General features: G+C 55.8%; 16 protein-coding genes. 5 read left to right on the top strand and 11 right to left on the bottom strand.

Annotated features, from left to right (window positions below):
- Positions 1-4 precede the first annotated feature (4 nt).
- The 7 genes from fliL to fliF form a co-directional block, all read right to left on the bottom strand.
- The gene (fliL, locus tag AC1RKC_RS08925) at positions 5-487 is read right to left on the bottom strand and encodes a flagellar basal body-associated protein FliL (RefSeq protein WP_020827504.1); all 483 of its coding nucleotides are present in this window, start codon (positions 485-487) and stop codon (positions 5-7) included.
- Between the two features lie 430 nt (positions 488-917).
- Positions 918-2,132, bottom strand: a complete 1,215-nt coding sequence (locus tag AC1RKC_RS08920; protein ID WP_261139267.1) for a flagellar hook-length control protein FliK — start codon at positions 2,130-2,132, stop codon at positions 918-920.
- Positions 2,129-2,575, bottom strand: coding sequence for a flagellar export protein FliJ (gene fliJ / locus AC1RKC_RS08915; RefSeq protein ID WP_261139268.1), 447 nt, complete (start codon positions 2,573-2,575; stop codon positions 2,129-2,131). Before fliJ ends, AC1RKC_RS08920 begins: the two co-directional genes overlap by 4 nt.
- A gap of 22 nt (positions 2,576-2,597) precedes the next feature.
- Positions 2,598-3,959 (bottom strand): flagellar protein export ATPase FliI, encoded by a 1,362-nt coding sequence (fliI, locus tag AC1RKC_RS08910; RefSeq protein ID WP_020827501.1) that lies wholly within the window; start codon positions 3,957-3,959, stop codon positions 2,598-2,600.
- Positions 3,959-4,663 (bottom strand): flagellar assembly protein FliH, encoded by a 705-nt coding sequence (fliH, locus tag AC1RKC_RS08905; RefSeq protein WP_115058588.1) that lies wholly within the window; start codon positions 4,661-4,663, stop codon positions 3,959-3,961. The genes fliI and fliH overlap by 1 nt, the downstream gene beginning before the upstream one ends.
- Positions 4,656-5,648: a flagellar motor switch protein FliG gene (gene fliG, locus AC1RKC_RS08900; RefSeq protein WP_012145670.1), complete on the bottom strand. Its 993-nt coding sequence runs from the start codon at positions 5,646-5,648 to the stop codon at positions 4,656-4,658. The genes fliH and fliG overlap by 8 nt, the downstream gene beginning before the upstream one ends.
- Positions 5,645-7,345: a flagellar basal-body MS-ring/collar protein FliF gene (gene fliF / locus AC1RKC_RS08895; protein ID WP_116690263.1), complete on the bottom strand. Its 1,701-nt coding sequence runs from the start codon at positions 7,343-7,345 to the stop codon at positions 5,645-5,647. Before fliF ends, fliG begins: the two co-directional genes overlap by 4 nt.
- A gap of 481 nt (positions 7,346-7,826) precedes the next feature.
- On the opposite strand from fliF, the gene fliE reads away from it, so the two are divergent.
- Complete coding sequence (gene fliE / locus AC1RKC_RS08890; protein WP_044552041.1) at positions 7,827-8,141, top strand: flagellar hook-basal body complex protein FliE; 315 nt, start codon at positions 7,827-7,829, stop codon at positions 8,139-8,141.
- Positions 8,142-8,800: 659 nt separating this feature from the next.
- Here the strand turns inward: fliE and AC1RKC_RS08885 are convergent.
- The 4 genes from AC1RKC_RS08885 to fliD all read right to left on the bottom strand — a co-directional run bounded on the left by AC1RKC_RS08885 (position 8,801) and on the right by fliD (position 12,182).
- Positions 8,801-9,667, bottom strand: a complete 867-nt coding sequence (locus tag AC1RKC_RS08885) for a helix-turn-helix transcriptional regulator (RefSeq protein ID WP_020827496.1) — start codon at positions 9,665-9,667, stop codon at positions 8,801-8,803.
- A 311-nt stretch (positions 9,668-9,978) separates the two neighbouring features.
- Positions 9,979-10,347 carry a flagella biosynthesis regulatory protein FliT gene (gene fliT / locus AC1RKC_RS08880; protein WP_048760249.1) on the bottom strand — a complete coding sequence of 123 codons (369 nt, stop codon included), beginning with the start codon at positions 10,345-10,347 and terminating at the stop codon, positions 9,979-9,981.
- On the bottom strand, positions 10,347-10,757 hold the full coding sequence (fliS, locus tag AC1RKC_RS08875) for a flagellar export chaperone FliS (protein ID WP_012145664.1): 411 nt from the start codon (positions 10,755-10,757) through the stop codon (positions 10,347-10,349). Before fliS ends, fliT begins: the two co-directional genes overlap by 1 nt.
- A gap of 27 nt (positions 10,758-10,784) precedes the next feature.
- Positions 10,785-12,182, bottom strand: a complete 1,398-nt coding sequence (gene fliD / locus AC1RKC_RS08870) for a flagellar filament capping protein FliD (RefSeq protein WP_198639849.1) — start codon at positions 12,180-12,182, stop codon at positions 10,785-10,787.
- A gap of 281 nt (positions 12,183-12,463) precedes the next feature.
- Here fliD and AC1RKC_RS08865 point away from each other — a divergent pair, with 281 nt between their 5' ends.
- The 4 genes from AC1RKC_RS08865 to AC1RKC_RS08850 all read left to right on the top strand — a co-directional run bounded on the left by AC1RKC_RS08865 (position 12,464) and on the right by AC1RKC_RS08850 (position 16,330).
- A complete protein-coding gene (locus AC1RKC_RS08865; protein WP_149572753.1) occupies positions 12,464-13,735 on the top strand; it encodes a FliC/FljB family flagellin in 1,272 nt (423 codons plus the stop codon).
- A gap of 184 nt (positions 13,736-13,919) precedes the next feature.
- Positions 13,920-14,642 (top strand): RNA polymerase sigma factor FliA, encoded by a 723-nt coding sequence (locus AC1RKC_RS08860; RefSeq protein ID WP_020827491.1) that lies wholly within the window; start codon positions 13,920-13,922, stop codon positions 14,640-14,642.
- A 58-nt stretch (positions 14,643-14,700) separates the two neighbouring features.
- A complete protein-coding gene (gene fliZ, locus AC1RKC_RS08855; RefSeq protein ID WP_041414695.1) occupies positions 14,701-15,210 on the top strand; it encodes a flagella biosynthesis regulatory protein FliZ in 510 nt (169 codons plus the stop codon).
- A gap of 127 nt (positions 15,211-15,337) precedes the next feature.
- Positions 15,338-16,330, top strand: a complete 993-nt coding sequence (locus tag AC1RKC_RS08850; RefSeq protein WP_122079693.1) for a D-cysteine desulfhydrase — start codon at positions 15,338-15,340, stop codon at positions 16,328-16,330.
- Positions 16,331-16,403 lie beyond the last annotated feature (73 nt).

The raw sequence follows: 16,403 nt of genomic DNA, 5'->3' as shown, positions 1-16,403 counted from the left end.
GTGATTACCGCAATATGAAGGCAGTGAACAGCACGTCGCTGACCACCTGCTTCGGTTGTCCCTTAACCAGCGGCGGGCTAAGCACGTCCTTAATCTGCGCCACCAGTTGCTGCTTTCCTTGTTCACTGCTCAACTGGCCCGCTTCCTGACGAGACAGCAGCATCAACAGACGGCTGCGCACCTCCGGCAGGAAATCATTCAGTTGGCGGCGGGTACTTTCATCCGGCAAGCGTAACGTCAGGCCGATATACAACACCCGATCCGGGTTGTTATCGGGCGTCAGCAGATTGACGGTAAAGGTGTCCAGCGGCATAAACACCGGTGCGGCCGGGGGGAGTTCTTTGGCTACGGGCTGCGCGCCCTCCTGGTGCTGCTTGAGCTGCCACCAGCTGTAGCCGGCCGCGCCGCAGGCGACGAGGGTTATCAGCACCAGCAGTATGACCAGAAGGGAGCGTTTCGGTGCTGCCGGTAGGGTATTTTGAGACATAGCTAAATCAAATTCCTGTTGTTATACCCGTCGTCTTTCAAGCTGCAGCGTTGTTCCCTGCACTCACCCCCCCAGTCACTTACTTGAGTAAGCCCCTGGGGATGAGTGAGCTGGGCGCCTGGCTGCAACTTGAAATCCATAGGGTATATGCCCTTCATTTTTCAAGCTGCAACCTAAGATCTCGCGGGTATATAGCGCGTGTAAAAGCCGCACGCATGACATTATTTACCCAAATTATTTGGAGTTGCATCGCGACGGCAAGTTTGTAAGTCCTCAGCAGCATAGATAACTATGTGACCGGGACGCGCAAATGCAGCCAACAATGATGCACCTTCAAGTATGAAGGGTAGCGGTATTATCGCGCCTATTCCGGCACGCAATAGCCAGAATAGGCAGGGAAAAGCGTGCCAGCTTGGGCGTTTGCGGCCACTCAGGCGAAAATATCAACGCCGCTGACGGCGCGGGCCATCGCCTGCAATTCCAGCGGTGCGCTGTGGGCATCGGCGGACAAATCGCCGTCACCCTGACGCTCGCGGTAATCCGGGCTGCCCTGCTGCCCGCCATTGTGCTGCTGCGCCTGTTGCCACTGTGGCATCTGGTCGCCGCCCACGCTGCTTTGTCCCAAATTGATGCCACTCTCAGCCAGCGCGTGACGCAGTTGCGGCATCGCGGCCTCCACGGCGGCACGAACCTGTCCGTGTGCCGAGGCAATGTGCAGCTGTGCCTGGTTGTCATCCAGCTTGAGGGTGATTTGCAGCGCCCCCAGCTCCTGCGGATGCAGACGCAGCTCGGCGCTTTGCTGACCGTTGCGATGGAACATCAGCACCTGTTGGTTCAACGCCTGCTGCCACTCCGGGCTGCCCAACTGGGCGTTTAGCTGCGGCGTAGGCGGGGCAGTGACCAACGCAGCGCCTGGCGCTGCAGCGATCGTTGGGCTGGAGACCGGTGGGGCCATCAGAGGGACGTTTGGCGTTGGCGATTGGCTATCGGCGCCAAGCTTCAACGCCGCTGCATCCGGTTTTTCGTGCGCAATTGCAATTTGCTGTGGGATGTCGGCACGGCTTTCACTGTCGAGCGAAGCTGGGGTTACCGGCGTTGGTGCCTTTTGCGTGCCGGTTACCTCAGTCTGGCGCCCCAGTGAAGCGCCGAGGAGCGTTGCAGCCTGAGGGGTATCTTGATCGCCTTCAAGGCTCAGTTCCGCCGCGCCGGTACCTGCATCAGGCATTGCTGGGGGAATAGCGATTGGCAGCATGGCGAACAGCGCTTGCAGCGTAGCGGCGTCGATCTCACCGGCAGGCCGCAGCGCGGCGTCGTGCGACGGTTGCTTCAACGTCGGCTCTTCGTCGTTACTGATGGCGGCTGGCTGGCCTTGCGTTAACAGCGAAGGCGCTAACAGCCCATCGCGTTCGCCGAATGCGGCCAGTAACTGCGTCAGTTGGTTGCGGCTCAGCGGCGCAGAGTCTTCTTCTGCGCTCAACGCCATCGGTGACAGTTTGCCTGCGGACTTGTCGGCCGGCAGCACGCGGGCGCCAAGCAGTTGAGCAAAAGCGGAAGAGAGCGATGACTCATCCAGCGGGAGCTGCGCGTCCGGCAGCAGGCCGGTATCGCCCGGCAGCGACAGGCCCGGCAAAGCGTTCAGGTTCATTGATGTATATTCCTTTGTGCACTGCGTTGAGCGAACTCATCCATCAGTTTTTGATCCCGTTTGTTCTCCAACTGCAACTCCGCGCTCTGGGCTCGGGTATGCAGGGTTTCGAAAGCGTTCAACCGTTGCTGTTTGTCCTGCCATTGTTTCATCGCGTGGTCCACTTTATCTCCCCACTGCGTCAACTGCTGGCGGTGCTGGGCGATCGCCTGTTCCAGCGTGCCGATAAACTGCTGGTAGTTCTGCCAGTTGGACGATTCCATACCGTCGCTCAGTTGATTATTCAGCTTCTGACGGTACTCATCCTGATAGTTGAGCAGCATGGAAAGTTGCTGTTCAGCGGCTTGCTGAGCTTTGCGCACCTGGCCCAGTTGGCGAGTCGCCTGTTCTACTGCATCCTGCGCCAGATCGCGCAGGGTAATCAGGGGGGACTGTGGTTTCATCGGGTTTGCGCCTTTGGTGACGTTAAACGATCAACTGCTGTAGCTGCTGGCAGGCGTCCTGATAGCCGCTGCGTTCGAAAATGCCTTGCTGCAGATAGGCTTCCATCTGCGGATACAGCGTCATGGCCTTATCCAGCAGCGGGTCGCTGCCTGCGACGTAAGCGCCTACGCTGATCAAATCGCGGTTGCGTTGGTAGCTGGCCAGCATCTGTTTGAAGTTACGCACCCGACGATAGTGCTCTTCGTCGATCAGCGAGGTCATGGCGCGGCTGATGGAGGCTTCAATGTCGATGGCCGGGTAGTGGCCGGCTTCCGCCAGGCGTCGCGACAGCACCACATGGCCGTCGAGAATGGCGCGTGCCGAGTCGGCGATCGGATCCTGTTGGTCATCGCCTTCGGTCAGCACGGTATAAAAGGCGGTAATGGACCCGCCGCCGCTGATGCCGTTGCCCGCGCGTTCGACCAGTGCCGGCAGCTTGGCGAAGACGGAGGGCGGATAGCCTTTGGTGGCCGGCGGCTCGCCGATGGCCAGGGCAATCTCACGTTGCGCCATGGCGTAGCGCGTCAGTGAATCCATGATCAACAGCACGTGTTGGCCGCGATCGCGGAAATCTTCAGCGATGCGTGTGGCGTAGGCCGCACCCTGCATGCGCAGCAGCGGCGAGACGTCCGCCGGTGCGGCAATCACCACCGAACGCGCCCGGCCTTCAGGGCCGAGGATGTTTTCGATAAAGTCTTTCACCTCACGGCCACGTTCGCCGATCAGACCGACGACAATCACGTCGGCCTGGGTGTAGCGCGCCATCATGCCCAACAGCACGCTTTTACCGACGCCGGAACCGGCAAACAGCCCCATGCGCTGACCGCGACCGACGGTCAACAGGCCGTTGATGGTGCGCACGCCGACGTCCAGCACCTGTTCGATCGGCGTTCGTTGCAGCGGGTTGAATGGGGCGGTGATCAGCGGCGCACGGTAGCCAGTTTCCGGTGCGGGCAGGCCGTCGAGCGGCTTGGCGCTGCCGTCCAGTACCCGGCCCAGCAGGGCAGGACCGAGCGGCAGCTGCTTACTGGCGCTTTGGCCTTCCGGCGAGATGCGGGCGTAAACCCGGGCGCCGGGCACGATGCCTTCCACTTCTTCCAGCGGCATCAGAAACAGCCGCTGGCCGTTAAAGCCGACCACTTCGCTTTCTACTTCCTGGACCTCACCGGCGTCGTGACGCTCGATCAGGCAGGTGGCACCGATCGGCAGCTGTAGCCCGGTGGCTTCCAGCACCAAACCGGTGGCGCGGGTCAGGCGGCCGTAGCGGCGTACCGTCGGGGCGTGTGCGATGCGTTTTTCCAGCGCATCCAGTGAGGTCAGCCAGCGGCCGAGGCGCAGGGTCATTACACGTCTCCCGGAGCGGCCAGACGGCAGAGTTCATGCCAACGGGTTGCCAGGCTGGCGTCAAGATCGCCTTCGTCGGCGCTGACCTTGCAGCCACCAGGATGCAACTGACCGTCCGCCAGCAACCGCCAGCCGTGCAGGCTGAGCGTGGCACCCAACTGTTGCTCGATTCGCTGATAGTCATCCGGGTGCACGCGCAATTGCGGCTTGCCGCTGAACATCGGCTCTTGCTGAATCAACTGTTGGATCTGCGCCAGCAGGGCAGTGCCGTCGCACACCGGCGGTTGGCCCAGCACCTGTTTGGCGGCAGTCAGGGCCAACTGCATCAGGCGCGAGGCAATCACGCTGTCGAGGGCGTCCAGCGTGTGCTGGAATTCCGTCACCAGATGCTGCCAGTGCGCGGTCAGCGGTTGTTGCTGTTGTTGAGCTTCCAGCAAGCCCTGCTGGCGACCCTCTTCCATGCCGGCCTGGAAGCCGGCGTCGTAGCCTTTTTGCTGTCCGTCCGCATAGCCCAACTGCTGGCCCTGCTGCTCCGCCTGCAGGCGGAGCTGAGTGAGCTGTTGTTCCCGAACCAGGCTGTCGTCCAGCGGTGCGCCGTCGGTGATTTCCACCGGCAGAGGCAGCGGGTCGAGCGCCGGTTTGGGCTCGTTGAGGTCGTTGAGCGACCAGGGCTGCCAGGGCAGGGTATTAATGCGATCAGACATAGGTGTCCTCGCCACCGCCGATAATCATTTCGCCACTCTCGGCCAAACGACGGACCACCAGCAGGATAGCCTTCTGCTCGTTCTCCACCTGCGACATGCGCACCGGGCCACGGTTGGCCAGATCGTCGCGCAGGATATCTGCGGCGCGTTGCGACATGTTTTTGAGGAACTTCTCGCGCAGTGGTTGTTCCGCGCCTTTGAGCGCCACCAGCAAGGATTCGCCTTCCACTTCCTGCAACAGGCGCTGGATGCTGCGATCGTCGACTTCCACCAGATTCTCGAACAGGAACATTTCGTCGATGATCTTCTGCGCCAGCTCGCCGTCGTATTCGCGCATGGCGTCGATAACCGCCTCTTCCTGCTGCGTTTTCATCAGGTTGATGATCTCGGCTGCGGTGCGTACGCCGCCCATTTTGCTGCGCTTGAGGTTTTGACCGTCGAGCAGGTTGTTCAGCACTTCGGTCAGTTCCGCCAGCGCCGCTGGCTGCACGCCGCCGAAGGTAGCGATACGCAGCATCACGTCGTTGCGCAGGCGTTCGTCGAACAGCGCCAGAATGTCCGCTGCCTGGCCACGCTTGAGGTGAACCAGGATGGTGGCGATGATCTGCGGATGTTCGTCGCGGATCAGATCGGCGGCGCTCATTGGTTCCATAAAGTTGAGCGTTTCCATGCCGGTGGTGGTCTCGCGAGATTCGAGAATGTCCTCCAGCAGGCTGGCGGCACGTTCTTCACCCAGCGCCTTGACCAGCACCGAACGCAGGTAGTCGCTGGCGTTGACGCTCAGCGCGGCATACTGTTCGGCGTCGTCTTCAAATTCGCGCAGTATTTCATTGAGCTGCTTGTGCGACACCTGGCTCATGCTGGCCATGGTGCCACTCAGCTGCTGCACTTCACGCGAGGAAAGGTGTTTGAACACCTCGGCGGCGCGATCTTCGCCCAGCGTCATCAGCAGGATGGCGCTTTTTTCGGTTCCGGTCAGACTCATAGTTCGTTACTCATCCATTGGCGGATTACCAGAGCGACCACGCGTGGGTCTTTATCAGCCAAATCGCGGATCCGCTGGCTCTGGACTTCTGCACTGACGCGCTGCTGGGATTTCCTGTGCTGCGCCAGCTCCTCATTGCTGGGTTTGCTGCTGTCAGCCGGTTTGGCCATTGGCGTAGCGGCGGCGGCGAGCGCGGCCTTTTGTACCGCCTGACGGTTTTGCAGTTGTGGGCGTACCAGTTTGCGCCACAGCACCCAGGCGACCAGCAGGATCAGCAGGTAGCGACCGGCATCGATCAGACGATCGATAAACGACTGGCTCTGCCAGAACGGCAGCTCGCCGCCGGTAATTTCGTTATCGGTAAACGGCGTGTTGACCACGTTGAGGGTATCGCCACGGGCGCTGGAGAAGCCCATGGATTCACGCGCCAGCGATTCGATCTGCGCCAGCTGCTCTTTGCTCATCGGCAGTGGTTTGCCGTCCTTATCGGTGCCGCGATAGTTGATGACCACCGCGACCGACAGCCGCTGTACCGTCCCGGCTTTGTGCTGGGTATGGCGAATGGTGCGATCGACCTCATAGTTGATGGTTTCATCGCGGCGGGAGTTTTGCGGCCCGCTGCCCTTGGCTGCCGAACTGCGCGCCGTGGCCGTATCGGTTTTAGCTGCGTCGGCATTATTGCCGGCGGTGGCCGGTTGGGCGGTTTCAATCGGGGCAGCAGCCGGTGCGCTCGGCTGATTTGACAATGCGCCCGGCACGCCGCCGACCAATGGCCCGCCAATCTGGTCGCTTTGACTCATTTGCTGTGAGCGTACGGCGGCCTTATTTGGCTCTTGGTTAGGTTGGTACTGTTCGTCAGTTTGCTCGCGAGTGGAGAAGTCGATCTGTGCGGTGACCTGAGCGCGTACGTTAGCGCTGCCGACCATCGGGGCCAAAATCGCTTCGATACGGCGCTGGTAGCGGTTTTCCACTTCGCTGGCGTACTTAAGCTGTGCGGCATTCAGATCGCGTCCGGTGCCGTCGGACTGCGTTAACAGGCGGCCGGCCTGATCGACCACCGTCACGTTGCCCGGTGGTAGACCGGCTACGCTGCTCGAGACCATATAAACGATGGCGTTGATCTGGCCGTCATCCAGGGCCCGACCCGGTTGCAACGTCAGGGTCACGGAAGCGGAAGGGGATTTTTGCTCGCGGACAAACAGCGAAGGCTTGGGCAGAGCCAAGTGCACCCGGGCGTTTTGTACCGGCCCTAATGATTCGATGGTACGGGACAATTCACCTTCCAGCGCGCGCTGATAGTTGATTTGCTCGCTGAACTGGCTGATGCCGAATTTTTCCTGGTCCAGCAGTTCGAAGCCCACGGCACCGCCTTTAGGCAGGCCGAGCTGCGCCAAACGCAGACGGGTTTCATGAACTTTTTCGGCTGGGATCAGCAACGCCGCGCCGTTTTCGGCAAAGCGGTAGGGGATGTTCATCTGCGTCAGTTGGGTGACGATGGCGCCGCCGTCGCGATCGTTAATGTTGCTGTACAGCACGCGGTAGTCTGGACTTTTCACCCATAACAGCAGCGCGACCACGATGGCGATGGCTGCGGAGGCCGCAATCAGCAGCGGGACTTTTGGGTTGGCGCGCAGGCGGTTCCACATGGCCAGCAGGCCATTATCGCGACTTTCAGTAGCGGAGATTGAAGCATTCATTTTAGCCCGAGTCCTTCAATGACGCTCAGGATCCGGTGCGGGCCACGGCGTAGCTCCCTGCCAGGCTGATGAACGGTGTGGTTAGCGTTGTGTGACAAAACAGACTCCCTGATACACATATAAATATACCCTATGCCTTTCAAGTTGCTGCCAGGCGACCCGCTCGCTCATCCCGGGGTCTTGTAGGGGCGCGGCATGCTGCGCCTGAGTTAATCGGGGCGATTTTATTCGCCCCCTACAGTGATTGGGATGAGCGCGGGCAGACAACAACGCTGCAACTTGAAAAGCGACGGGTATAGCGGCGCTCCCATTTCTGGGCATGTTATTATTCGCCCTTAGGGCCCATTTCGATGGCCCGATAAGCCGGGTTTTTTGCAGTTAATTAGCCGCTTTAGGATGAAAATGCTGTGTTAGGGTGTTCAGCATCAAAGTAGTGCCTGATGCAACAACGTCCGGCAGCAGCGTTTTTATTGAGGTCATAATGGCAATTCAGGGTATTGAAGGGGTTTTGCAGCAGTTGCAGGCCACGGCGATTCAGGCAGGGCAGATGGGGCAAGGCGCATCCGCGCAGGGCGTCAGTTTTGCCAGTGAGTTGAAGGCGGCGATCGGCAAGATCAGCGATACCCAGCAGGCTGCGCGCAAACAGGCACAGGATTTCGAAGTCGGTGCGCCGGGCATTAGCCTGAATGACGTGATGGTCGATCTGCAAAAATCGTCCATCTCGCTGCAGTTAGGGGTGCAGGTGCGTAATAAGCTGGTTTCGGCTTATCAAGAAGTGATGAATATGCCGGTGTGATGAGACTGGCCTCGTACCCGCAGCCAGAAATGAAAGCCTGAATTCTTTGCTGAACAGGGAAAGGCCGCTTAAGAACTGACCCTAAACCCACCCACGGTGGGTTTTTGCTTTTTAGCGCAAGGCAAATATGGGCTTCGGATTCTGAGATGCAGAACTTCTCTAAAGCCGAGACAAGTGTCTGGCCGGGAACATCAATCGCTGGAGTAGCAGGGCAGAAACCCCGGTTAAACTCACATTGCCATGGTATTCACGGGGTTATAATTTCCGGGTTAAGGTCGTTTCAATTACCGGATAAGATAATGTGTAGCAAAAGTGAACGCAGATGGCGGTTGTTCAGTATTTTAATTCTGATCGTTTTGGTTGTATTAATAAGCGTTTTAATTAAAGAAAGCTAAAATAACCCGGGCCACGTTGGGTGGCCCTGCCGCTTTATTTTCCCGCCAGCAGCCGCATGGCGTCTTCTTCATACACCAAACCCAGCAGCCACATGCCGAGCAACAACACAACCAGGGAAAACAGCAGTTTTTCGTTGAGCATGGATTATTCCCTTCCGATGACTGAATGCTCGCCGATGCTATCCCACCCGCCTGTTTTGCGCCAATATTGCCTGTATAAACGACGCTTTCATTGTTCAACGATTTAATTTATCCCGGAGGTCATCACTCCTGGGCTTGCATCATGCTGAAAGGATCGGGGCGAATGGCCTGGGGTTCCATGGCTCGCTGGTGCCCACGAATGGCGGTGGGGGCAAAACCGAAGCGTTTGCGAAAGCGCTCGGCAAATCGCGAAGAACTTTCATAGCCCACGTGCTGAGCGATGGCGGATATTGGCCAATCGGTAGATTGCAGCAAGGTCAGTGCGCTGCTCATACGCACGTCGATCATTAGATTACGCAGCGCGGTATTCTCCGCCGACAGTTTGCGTCGCAGCATGACTTCGCTCATCGACAGGGTTTCCGCCACCTCGGCCGCGGTCCAGATATTATGCGGATCGGTTGCCAGACAGCGACGTACTCGCTGGGTTAAATTTCTGGCCTCGTTATGAATGAAGTTGATATTGAATTGTTTTAACCACAGCAATATTTCCAGCATTTTGTGGCGAATGATGACCGTGGGGAAACGATGCTTAAGCGTCAGCGCCAAACTGGTGGTCTCGAAACTGTGTATCAACGCGCAGGGCAGGTTACGTAACGCCATCACCGCGTCGAAGGGGCTCAGTGGCGCACTTTCAGCCTGGGTCGGTGGTATGCTGAGTAACTGCGGATCGCAGGCCAATAGCTGGCAGCTGAATACCCCCTCCTCGGAAAGCTCGTTGATAATATCCACGGTTTGCCCTCCGTCGATAATCAACAGCTCACCCGCATGTGCCACCACTTCATGCTGTTGCCAACGCACGCGTTTGTGGCCTTGCTGTACCAGATACAGATGCGGTTGCTCAAAATAGACTGAAGGAAATAATAATTCAGTATGCTGAATGATGTGTGCCGATGCACCAATTCCTGGACAAAGATTAATTGTACGTTCCATCGATATTCATTTCGCAGCCATTATCTATGAATATCTTTACGCTTTGATTGGCGTTGGAGCAACATCTTTCCATAGGTTGTGAAACACAACGACGTGTTTTATCTATCAAAAATCAATTTCCTGCTGAACAGAAAACGTCCGTGTCGGAATGGTATTTATCCATTAAAGTGAGAGCAAGGCTCGAATTGTGCATTTTTTCTAATTACCCATTATCTGAATAATTCAAATGCCATGGATTAATATCCTGACTTAACCAGGGAGTAATAGTGCATGCTGCTATCTATTCTGCCTTCGTCGTTATTGCTGCGAACTCATCTGACTTGTGGGTCTCCCAACAACAGGGCGCGATCGTGAAACTGGCCATAAGTATTATTGACCACGTTTTGCCGCGTCGACTGACCGATTAATTCTTTCAGTTGATTCATACGTTGTTGCAGCAGGCGCTTCAGTTCGGTTTCATTATCCAGGATCTGCTGCAACTTGTGGTGCAGCAATTCCTGTAGTGCCATTGAGGGACCGGCCTGCCCGGTAAAGGCGGCGGTTCTTTCCACCGCCGTCACGTAGGACAGTTCCAGCTCAACCAGATCCTCCCATCTTTCCGTCTGCGCCAGGGCGATCATCTGGCTACTCAGGCTAAACACTTGCTGATATGCGGCTAGCAGTTGCTGTTGACGTTCCATTATACGGCGTCCTGAGAGGGATGATAATTGGGGCCAATCTGGCGCCAGGCGTCGGCAATATTTTCCAGCAGCTTCACCACTTCGGTAATCGCCGCTTCGTCATTGTGCAGGTTGGCTTGCATCAGGCGTCGCTTCATATAGTCATACAGCGCCGCCAGGTTATCGGCCATTTCACCGCCCTGTTGGTGGTCGAGACCGCTTTTCAGGCCGTTATCGATAATATTGATGGCCTTTGACAGAGCCAGTCCTTTGCCGGCGATATCACCCTGATTCATCAGTATCCGTGCGCGTAACAGGGCGCTAAGCGCCCCGTCGAACAACATCACGATTAACTGGTGCGGGCTGGCGCTCATTACGCCACTTTCCAGACTGACCTGGGCGTAGGCCTGAGTTCCGCTACGGTTATACATGCGATTTTTTACCTGGTTAAAAAGTTCTTACTTGAACTGTTGTTTTAAATAATCACCGGTGCCACTCAGTTTGGACATCATGGTATCCAGTTGGACGAATTGTTGTTTATAACGATCGATGGTGCTTTGAATACTGGCCGTCACGGTGGTGATCTGGCTGTTCAGGCGATCGAGGTTGGTATTGATGCTTTTGGTCGAGTTCTCAATGATGCCGCCGGCCTTGATGTAGCTTTGGATCTCATTGTGGATCTCGGTGGCCATGCCGGTATCAGTGCCGTTGCCAGCGAAGAAGTTGGCAACCTGCGTCGGTTTCTCATCAATAGCTTTGTTGAGCTTGGTGCTGTCGATCTCCAGCTTGCCGGTTTTGGTATTGGTTGAAATGCCCAGATTGCCCAAACCTTTCAGATCCGGGTTATCCTGTGCTGCGCTGAGCGCACTTTTAATCGAAGACTGAACACCGCGCAGGGTGTTATCCCCCAGCAGCGCGCCGTTTTTGGCATTCTGCGCCTCGCCGGTTTTGACCGGAGTATATTTGGTCAGCGAGTTAAAGGTATCCAGCAGCGAGTTATAGTTGTCGACCCACTCTTTGATCTTGTCAGCAGTACCGGTTTTGTCGGTGCTGATCACCAGGTTTTGCGGTTCATCTTTTTTGGTTGTGGTTTTCAGATCGATGGTCACGCCCTGCAGGGCATCGGCAATCGAGTTGGTGCTGCGTTTGATTTTCGTGCCGTTAACCAGCACTTCAGCATCCTGACCGGCCACGGTTTGTTTCATTGCGTTGCTTTTGGCTGTGGGGTCGTAGTTGAGGATAGCGCCTAGCTTATCGTCATTATTGACCTGCACCGAAATGGTGTTCTTCTCGCCGGTGGTGGTGGAACTGAGTGCCAGTTGGTAGTCGTTGTCACCCACTCGCATGATGCTGGCGTTGACGCCGGCCTTGGCGTTATTGATTGCATCGCGCATTTCCACCAGCGAGGTTTGGTCATCGCTCAGTGGGATATTCACGTTTTTCGGTGGGTTGCCGGCGGTGATGCTGATTGAACGATCGCTGCTGCCTGCGGTGCCCAGTTTTTCCGTCTGATCGGTCACTGGGGCCTGTGTGGTCAGCGTTTGCGGCTGCGCCAGCTTTAGCACCTCAACGCTGTAGTTACCCGCCACGGCCTTGTCGGTGGTGGTGATGGCAAACTGATCGTGTTTGCTGGCGGTGGTGTTGTTGAAAAACGTCGGTTTCGCCAGCTCTTTACTGAGGTTATCGAACTTCTCCAGCGAGCCTTTTAACGTGCCATAGGCAGTCAACTGGGCGTTATAGCTGGTCTGCTGAGTGGTGTACGGGGTCAGACGCTGCTGTTCCGCTTTACTCAGCTTGTCCAGCAAACCGTTGAGGTCGAGTCCTGAGCCGATGCCTAATGAACTGATCGATGCCATTCGTAATTCTCCTTAATAATGACTTTATTCGCTTTACGCGTTTATCGGCCCAGCGGAGAAAAAGTTTACCGAAAAGTTTAAAAAACGATGACGTAATAGAAGAAGGAAAAACCGCGTTATTTCTGCCATTGCGGCGAAGCGAAAAAAAAACAAAAAAATTCTAAAGGTTGCAGGGGGAGGGCCGATACCTGATGGGACGGTGGTTGACGCCGTGGGCAAAGCAGCCCGAACCTTTTAACTACGTTGCGAAGATCGCAACTGACACGTAAGGAAAGCATACAATGGCACAAGTAATTAATACCAACAGCCTGTCGCTGATGGCGCAGAACAACCTGAACAAATCTCAGTCTTCTTTGGGTACTGCGATCGAGCGTCTGTCTTCCGGTCTGCGTATCAACAGCGCCAAGGACGATGCTGCGGGTCAGGCGATCTCTAACCGTTTCACCGCTAACATCAAAGGCCTGACTCAGGCTTCCCGTAACGCCAACGACGGTATCTCTCTGGCGCAGACCACTGAAGGCGCACTGAACGAAGTCAACGACAACCTGCAAAACATCCGTCGTCTGACCGTACAGGCGCAGAACGGTTCTAACTCTTCCAGCGACCTGCAGTCCATCCAGGACGAAATCACCCAGCGTCTGTCTGAGATCGACCGTATTTCTGAACAAACTGATTTCAACGGCGTAAAAGTGCTGAGCAAAGATCAGAAATTGACTGTTCAGGTTGGCGCTAACGATGGTGAAACTATCGAAATCAGCCTGCAGGATATTAATAAGTCTACTCTGGGCCTGGATACCTTCAACGTCACTGATAAAACCAACATGATTGGTGGCAAAGTGACTACGGTTGACCAAACTGCGGCTCCGACTAAAGGTAAGGATGCGAACACAGGTACTGCGGTAGCTATCGACGACAAATTATATTCTTCTAAAGATGCAACTTCTGGCGCAACTACTTATTATGTAAAAGCTACTGCAGGTGCGGACTATTACGCAGCATCGTTGAAATCTGACGGTACATTTGATTACGACACTACAACTAAAGCAACCACCCCTACTCCGACTCCGACTGAAGTTACCGAAGTGTCAAACGGCCAGAAAAAATCTGTGACCATGCCAACTGGTCTGCCAGACGGTGCTGAACTGCACTCTTACACCAAGTCTGACAAATCTACCGGTTATGTGATTGCTAAAACTGTAGGCGACAAAAAAGTATATTCTGAAGCAACTATTGATAGCAAAACTGGCGTAGTTACTGACACCAGCAAAGAAATTGCTGTTAAATCTCCATTGGATCAACTGGATGCTGCACTGTCTAAAGTTGACGGTCTGCGTTCTTCCCTGGGTGCGGTACAGAACCGTTTCGATTCTGTTATCAACAACCTGAACAGCACCGTGAACAACCTGTCTGCTTCTCAGTCTCGTATTCAAGATGCTGACTACGCGACCGAAGTGTCTAACATGAGCCGTGCCAACATCCTGCAACAGGCTGGCACCTCTGTTCTGGCACAGGCTAACCAGTCTACTCAGAACGTGTTGTCCCTGCTGCGTTAATCGACTCTCCCCGATTAACCTGTCGCAAAAGAACCCCGCTTCGGCGGGGTTTTTTTATGGTCGCGCACCGCTCAGCTAATGCATGGCGCAAATAAGGCCTGTTTTGTACGACTGTTCTGCCGATTGGCATTTTGCCCCCTACGGATAATAGCGCTGACTCTCTTATCCGCAGGTTTTAGACATAGTGAGCGATCTGTATACCGCCGAAGGCGTGATGGACAAAAATTCTCTCTGGCTGCGCTACGTTCCGTTAGTGCGCCACGAGGCGTTGCGCCTGCAGGTCAGGCTGCCCGCCAGCGTGGAGCTCGACGATCTGCTGCAGGCCGGGGGAATTGGGCTGTTAAACGCCGTTGAGCGTTATGACGCCCTGCAGGGAACCGCCTTTACCACCTATGCGGTGCAACGCATTCGCGGCGCCATGCTCGATGAGTTGCGCAGCCGTGACTGGGTGCCGCGTAGCGTACGTCGCCATGCCCGTGAAGTGGCGCAGGTGATGCGGCAGTTGGAACAGCGGCTCGGCAGACCGGCCAGCGAAGTGGAAGTGGCGCAGACGCTGAACCTGCCACTGGATGAGTACCGTCAAATTCTGTTGGACACCAATAACAGTCAGCTTTTTTCCTACGACGAATGGCGGGAAGAGCATGGCGAAAGCGCGGAACCGCTGCTGGAAGGGCACGAAGAGGCCAATCCGTTACATCATCTGCTGGAGGGCAATTTACGCCAACGGGTGATTGACGCCATTGAGGCGTTGCCGGAACGCGAAAAAATGGTGCTGACGCTGTATTACCAGGAAGAGTTGAACCTGAAAGAGATCGGCGCCGTGCTGGACGTAGGGGAATCACGTGTCAGCCAATTGCATAGCCAGGCAATAAAACGCCTGCGCTCCCGCCTGGCGAACGAGAACTGACATGCACTCAATTCTGACCCTTCAACCTGATCACCATTGCGATAATCGGACTGCTTCTATGCCAGGAATATTATTGAAAAAGCGGCCGCTGAGCCGTTATTTGAAAGATTATAAACACAGCCAGACCCATTGCTCTCAGTGCGGCAAGCTATTGGATCGCATGGCGTTGGTGTTTCGTGGCAAGATCATCAACAAAGATGCCATTGCGCGCATGGATCAGCCGATTGATGATCACGTTTGGCTGAATGTGCAAAATGAGCTGACGGCGCTGTGCCGCTTTTGCAGTGAGATCTCCTGCAATAGCCATCCGAGCTATTTCGATATTATGTCGTTTAAGCAATATCTGTTTGAGCAAACCGAAATGAGCCACAGCACCATTCGTGAATACGTGGTGCGCCTGCGGCGGCTGGATGAAATGCTGGTGGAGCGCAACTATCCGGCGGATAAATTCGCCAGTAACGCCAGCCATCAGCGTATTATCGAAGACTTGCCTTCTGCGGCGCACAACAATTACCGCATTGCGCTGCGCAAATATGACCAGTACCTTGCCTGGCAAAAAAGCTACTGATCTGGCTTCCCCGGCACGCCAGCCGGGGCTCTCACCCTTTCCCCGTTACGAATAAAGAGTGATTATTAGGTTCACATCTGCTAAATCTATCGTTTAGATGTTGATACCTGATTCCCTGGGGGAAGTTGTGAATCTGCAACACAAACTGGCGCAATTCCCGCGCCTCGATTTAGTGGGCTCTGCCACTCCGCTCGAAAAACTGTCTCGCCTTTCAGACTACCTTGGCCGCGAAATTTACATCAAACGTGACGACGTCACGCCGATGGCGATGGGCGGTAACAAATTGAGAAAACTGGAATTTCTTGCCGCAGAAGCGCTGCGTCAAGGCGCGGACACGCTGGTCACCGCCGGCGCCATCCAATCCAACCATGTGCGCCAAACGGCTGCAGTGGCGGCCAAGCTGGGTCTGCACTGCGTAGCGCTGCTGGAAAACCCAATCGACACTCAGGCAGAAAACTACCTGACCAACGGTAACCGCTTGCTGCTCGGGTTGTTTAACGCGGAAGTGGTGATGTGTGACGCGCTGCATGACCCGCAACAGCAGTTGGCCGATCTGGCTACCCGTCTTGAAGGGCAAGGCTTCCGGCCTTATGTGGTGCCGGTAGGAGGCTCCAATGCGCTGGGGGCGCTGGGTTACGTGCAATGTGCGTTGGAAATTGCCGAGCAGAGCCAGCGCAGCAACGTTGCATTCAGCTCAGTAGTGGTGGCCTCCGGCAGCGCAGGAACCCATGCCGGGCTGGCCGTTGGCCTGCAGCAGTTACTGCCGGAAACGCAACTGATTGGTGTAACTGTTTCACGCAAGGTGATCGACCAGTTGCCCAAGGTGGAGCTGATCCAAAAAGCGCTGGCCTGTTCATTGGATATTGACCAACTGGCACCAATTACGCTGTGGGACGACTATTTTGCGCCGCAGTACGGTATGCCAAACGAAGAAGGCACGGCGGCGATACAGCTTTTGGCGCAGCAGGAAGGGGTGTTGTTGGATCCGGTTTACAGCGGCAAGGCGATGGCCGGTCTGATCGACGGCGTAGCCCAGCAGCGCTTCCGTGACGAGGGTCCGATCCTGTTTATCCATACCGGCGGTGCGCCGGCGCTGTTCGCCTATCATCCACAGGTGTAAGCGCGCTTTGTTATTCCATTTTGAACTATATTTATAAGGTTATATTCCTTCAAGCAGGCGGTCACACTGTTAA

This window comes from Serratia sp. GW822-FHT06E05, from assembly GCF_058799445.1.
The sequence above is the reverse complement of the archived record's forward strand: the minus strand, read 5'-3'. Positions and strand labels throughout refer to the sequence as shown.

Excerpts from the sequence above, each read along its gene's own strand:
- fliF (WP_116690263.1), bottom strand. The coding sequence starts at position 7,345 with ATGAATGCTTCAATCTCCGCTACTGAAAGTCGCGATAATGGCCTGCTG.
- fliD (WP_198639849.1), bottom strand. The coding sequence starts at position 12,182 with ATGGCATCGATCAGTTCATTAGGCATCGGCTCAGGACTCGACCTCAAC.
- fliT (WP_048760249.1), bottom strand. The coding sequence starts at position 10,347 with ATGGAACGTCAACAGCAACTGCTAGCCGCATATCAGCAAGTGTTTAGC.
- AC1RKC_RS08920 (WP_261139267.1), bottom strand. The coding sequence starts at position 2,132 with ATGAACCTGAACGCTTTGCCGGGCCTGTCGCTGCCGGGCGATACCGGC.
- fliJ (WP_261139268.1), bottom strand. The coding sequence starts at position 2,575 with ATGAAACCACAGTCCCCCCTGATTACCCTGCGCGATCTGGCGCAGGAT.
- fliI (WP_020827501.1), bottom strand. The coding sequence starts at position 3,959 with ATGACCCTGCGCCTCGGCCGCTGGCTGACCTCACTGGATGCGCTGGAA.
- AC1RKC_RS08865 (WP_149572753.1), top strand. The coding sequence starts at position 12,464 with ATGGCACAAGTAATTAATACCAACAGCCTGTCGCTGATGGCGCAGAAC.
- AC1RKC_RS08885 (WP_020827496.1), bottom strand. The coding sequence starts at position 9,667 with ATGGAACGTACAATTAATCTTTGTCCAGGAATTGGTGCATCGGCACAC.
- fliL (WP_020827504.1), bottom strand. The coding sequence starts at position 487 with ATGTCTCAAAATACCCTACCGGCAGCACCGAAACGCTCCCTTCTGGTC.
- fliE (WP_044552041.1), top strand. The coding sequence starts at position 7,827 with ATGGCAATTCAGGGTATTGAAGGGGTTTTGCAGCAGTTGCAGGCCACG.
- fliH (WP_115058588.1), bottom strand. The coding sequence starts at position 4,663 with ATGTCTGATCGCATTAATACCCTGCCCTGGCAGCCCTGGTCGCTCAAC.
- fliZ (WP_041414695.1), top strand. The coding sequence starts at position 14,701 with ATGCCAGGAATATTATTGAAAAAGCGGCCGCTGAGCCGTTATTTGAAA.
- fliS (WP_012145664.1), bottom strand. The coding sequence starts at position 10,757 with ATGTATAACCGTAGCGGAACTCAGGCCTACGCCCAGGTCAGTCTGGAA.
- fliG (WP_012145670.1), bottom strand. The coding sequence starts at position 5,648 with ATGAGTCTGACCGGAACCGAAAAAAGCGCCATCCTGCTGATGACGCTG.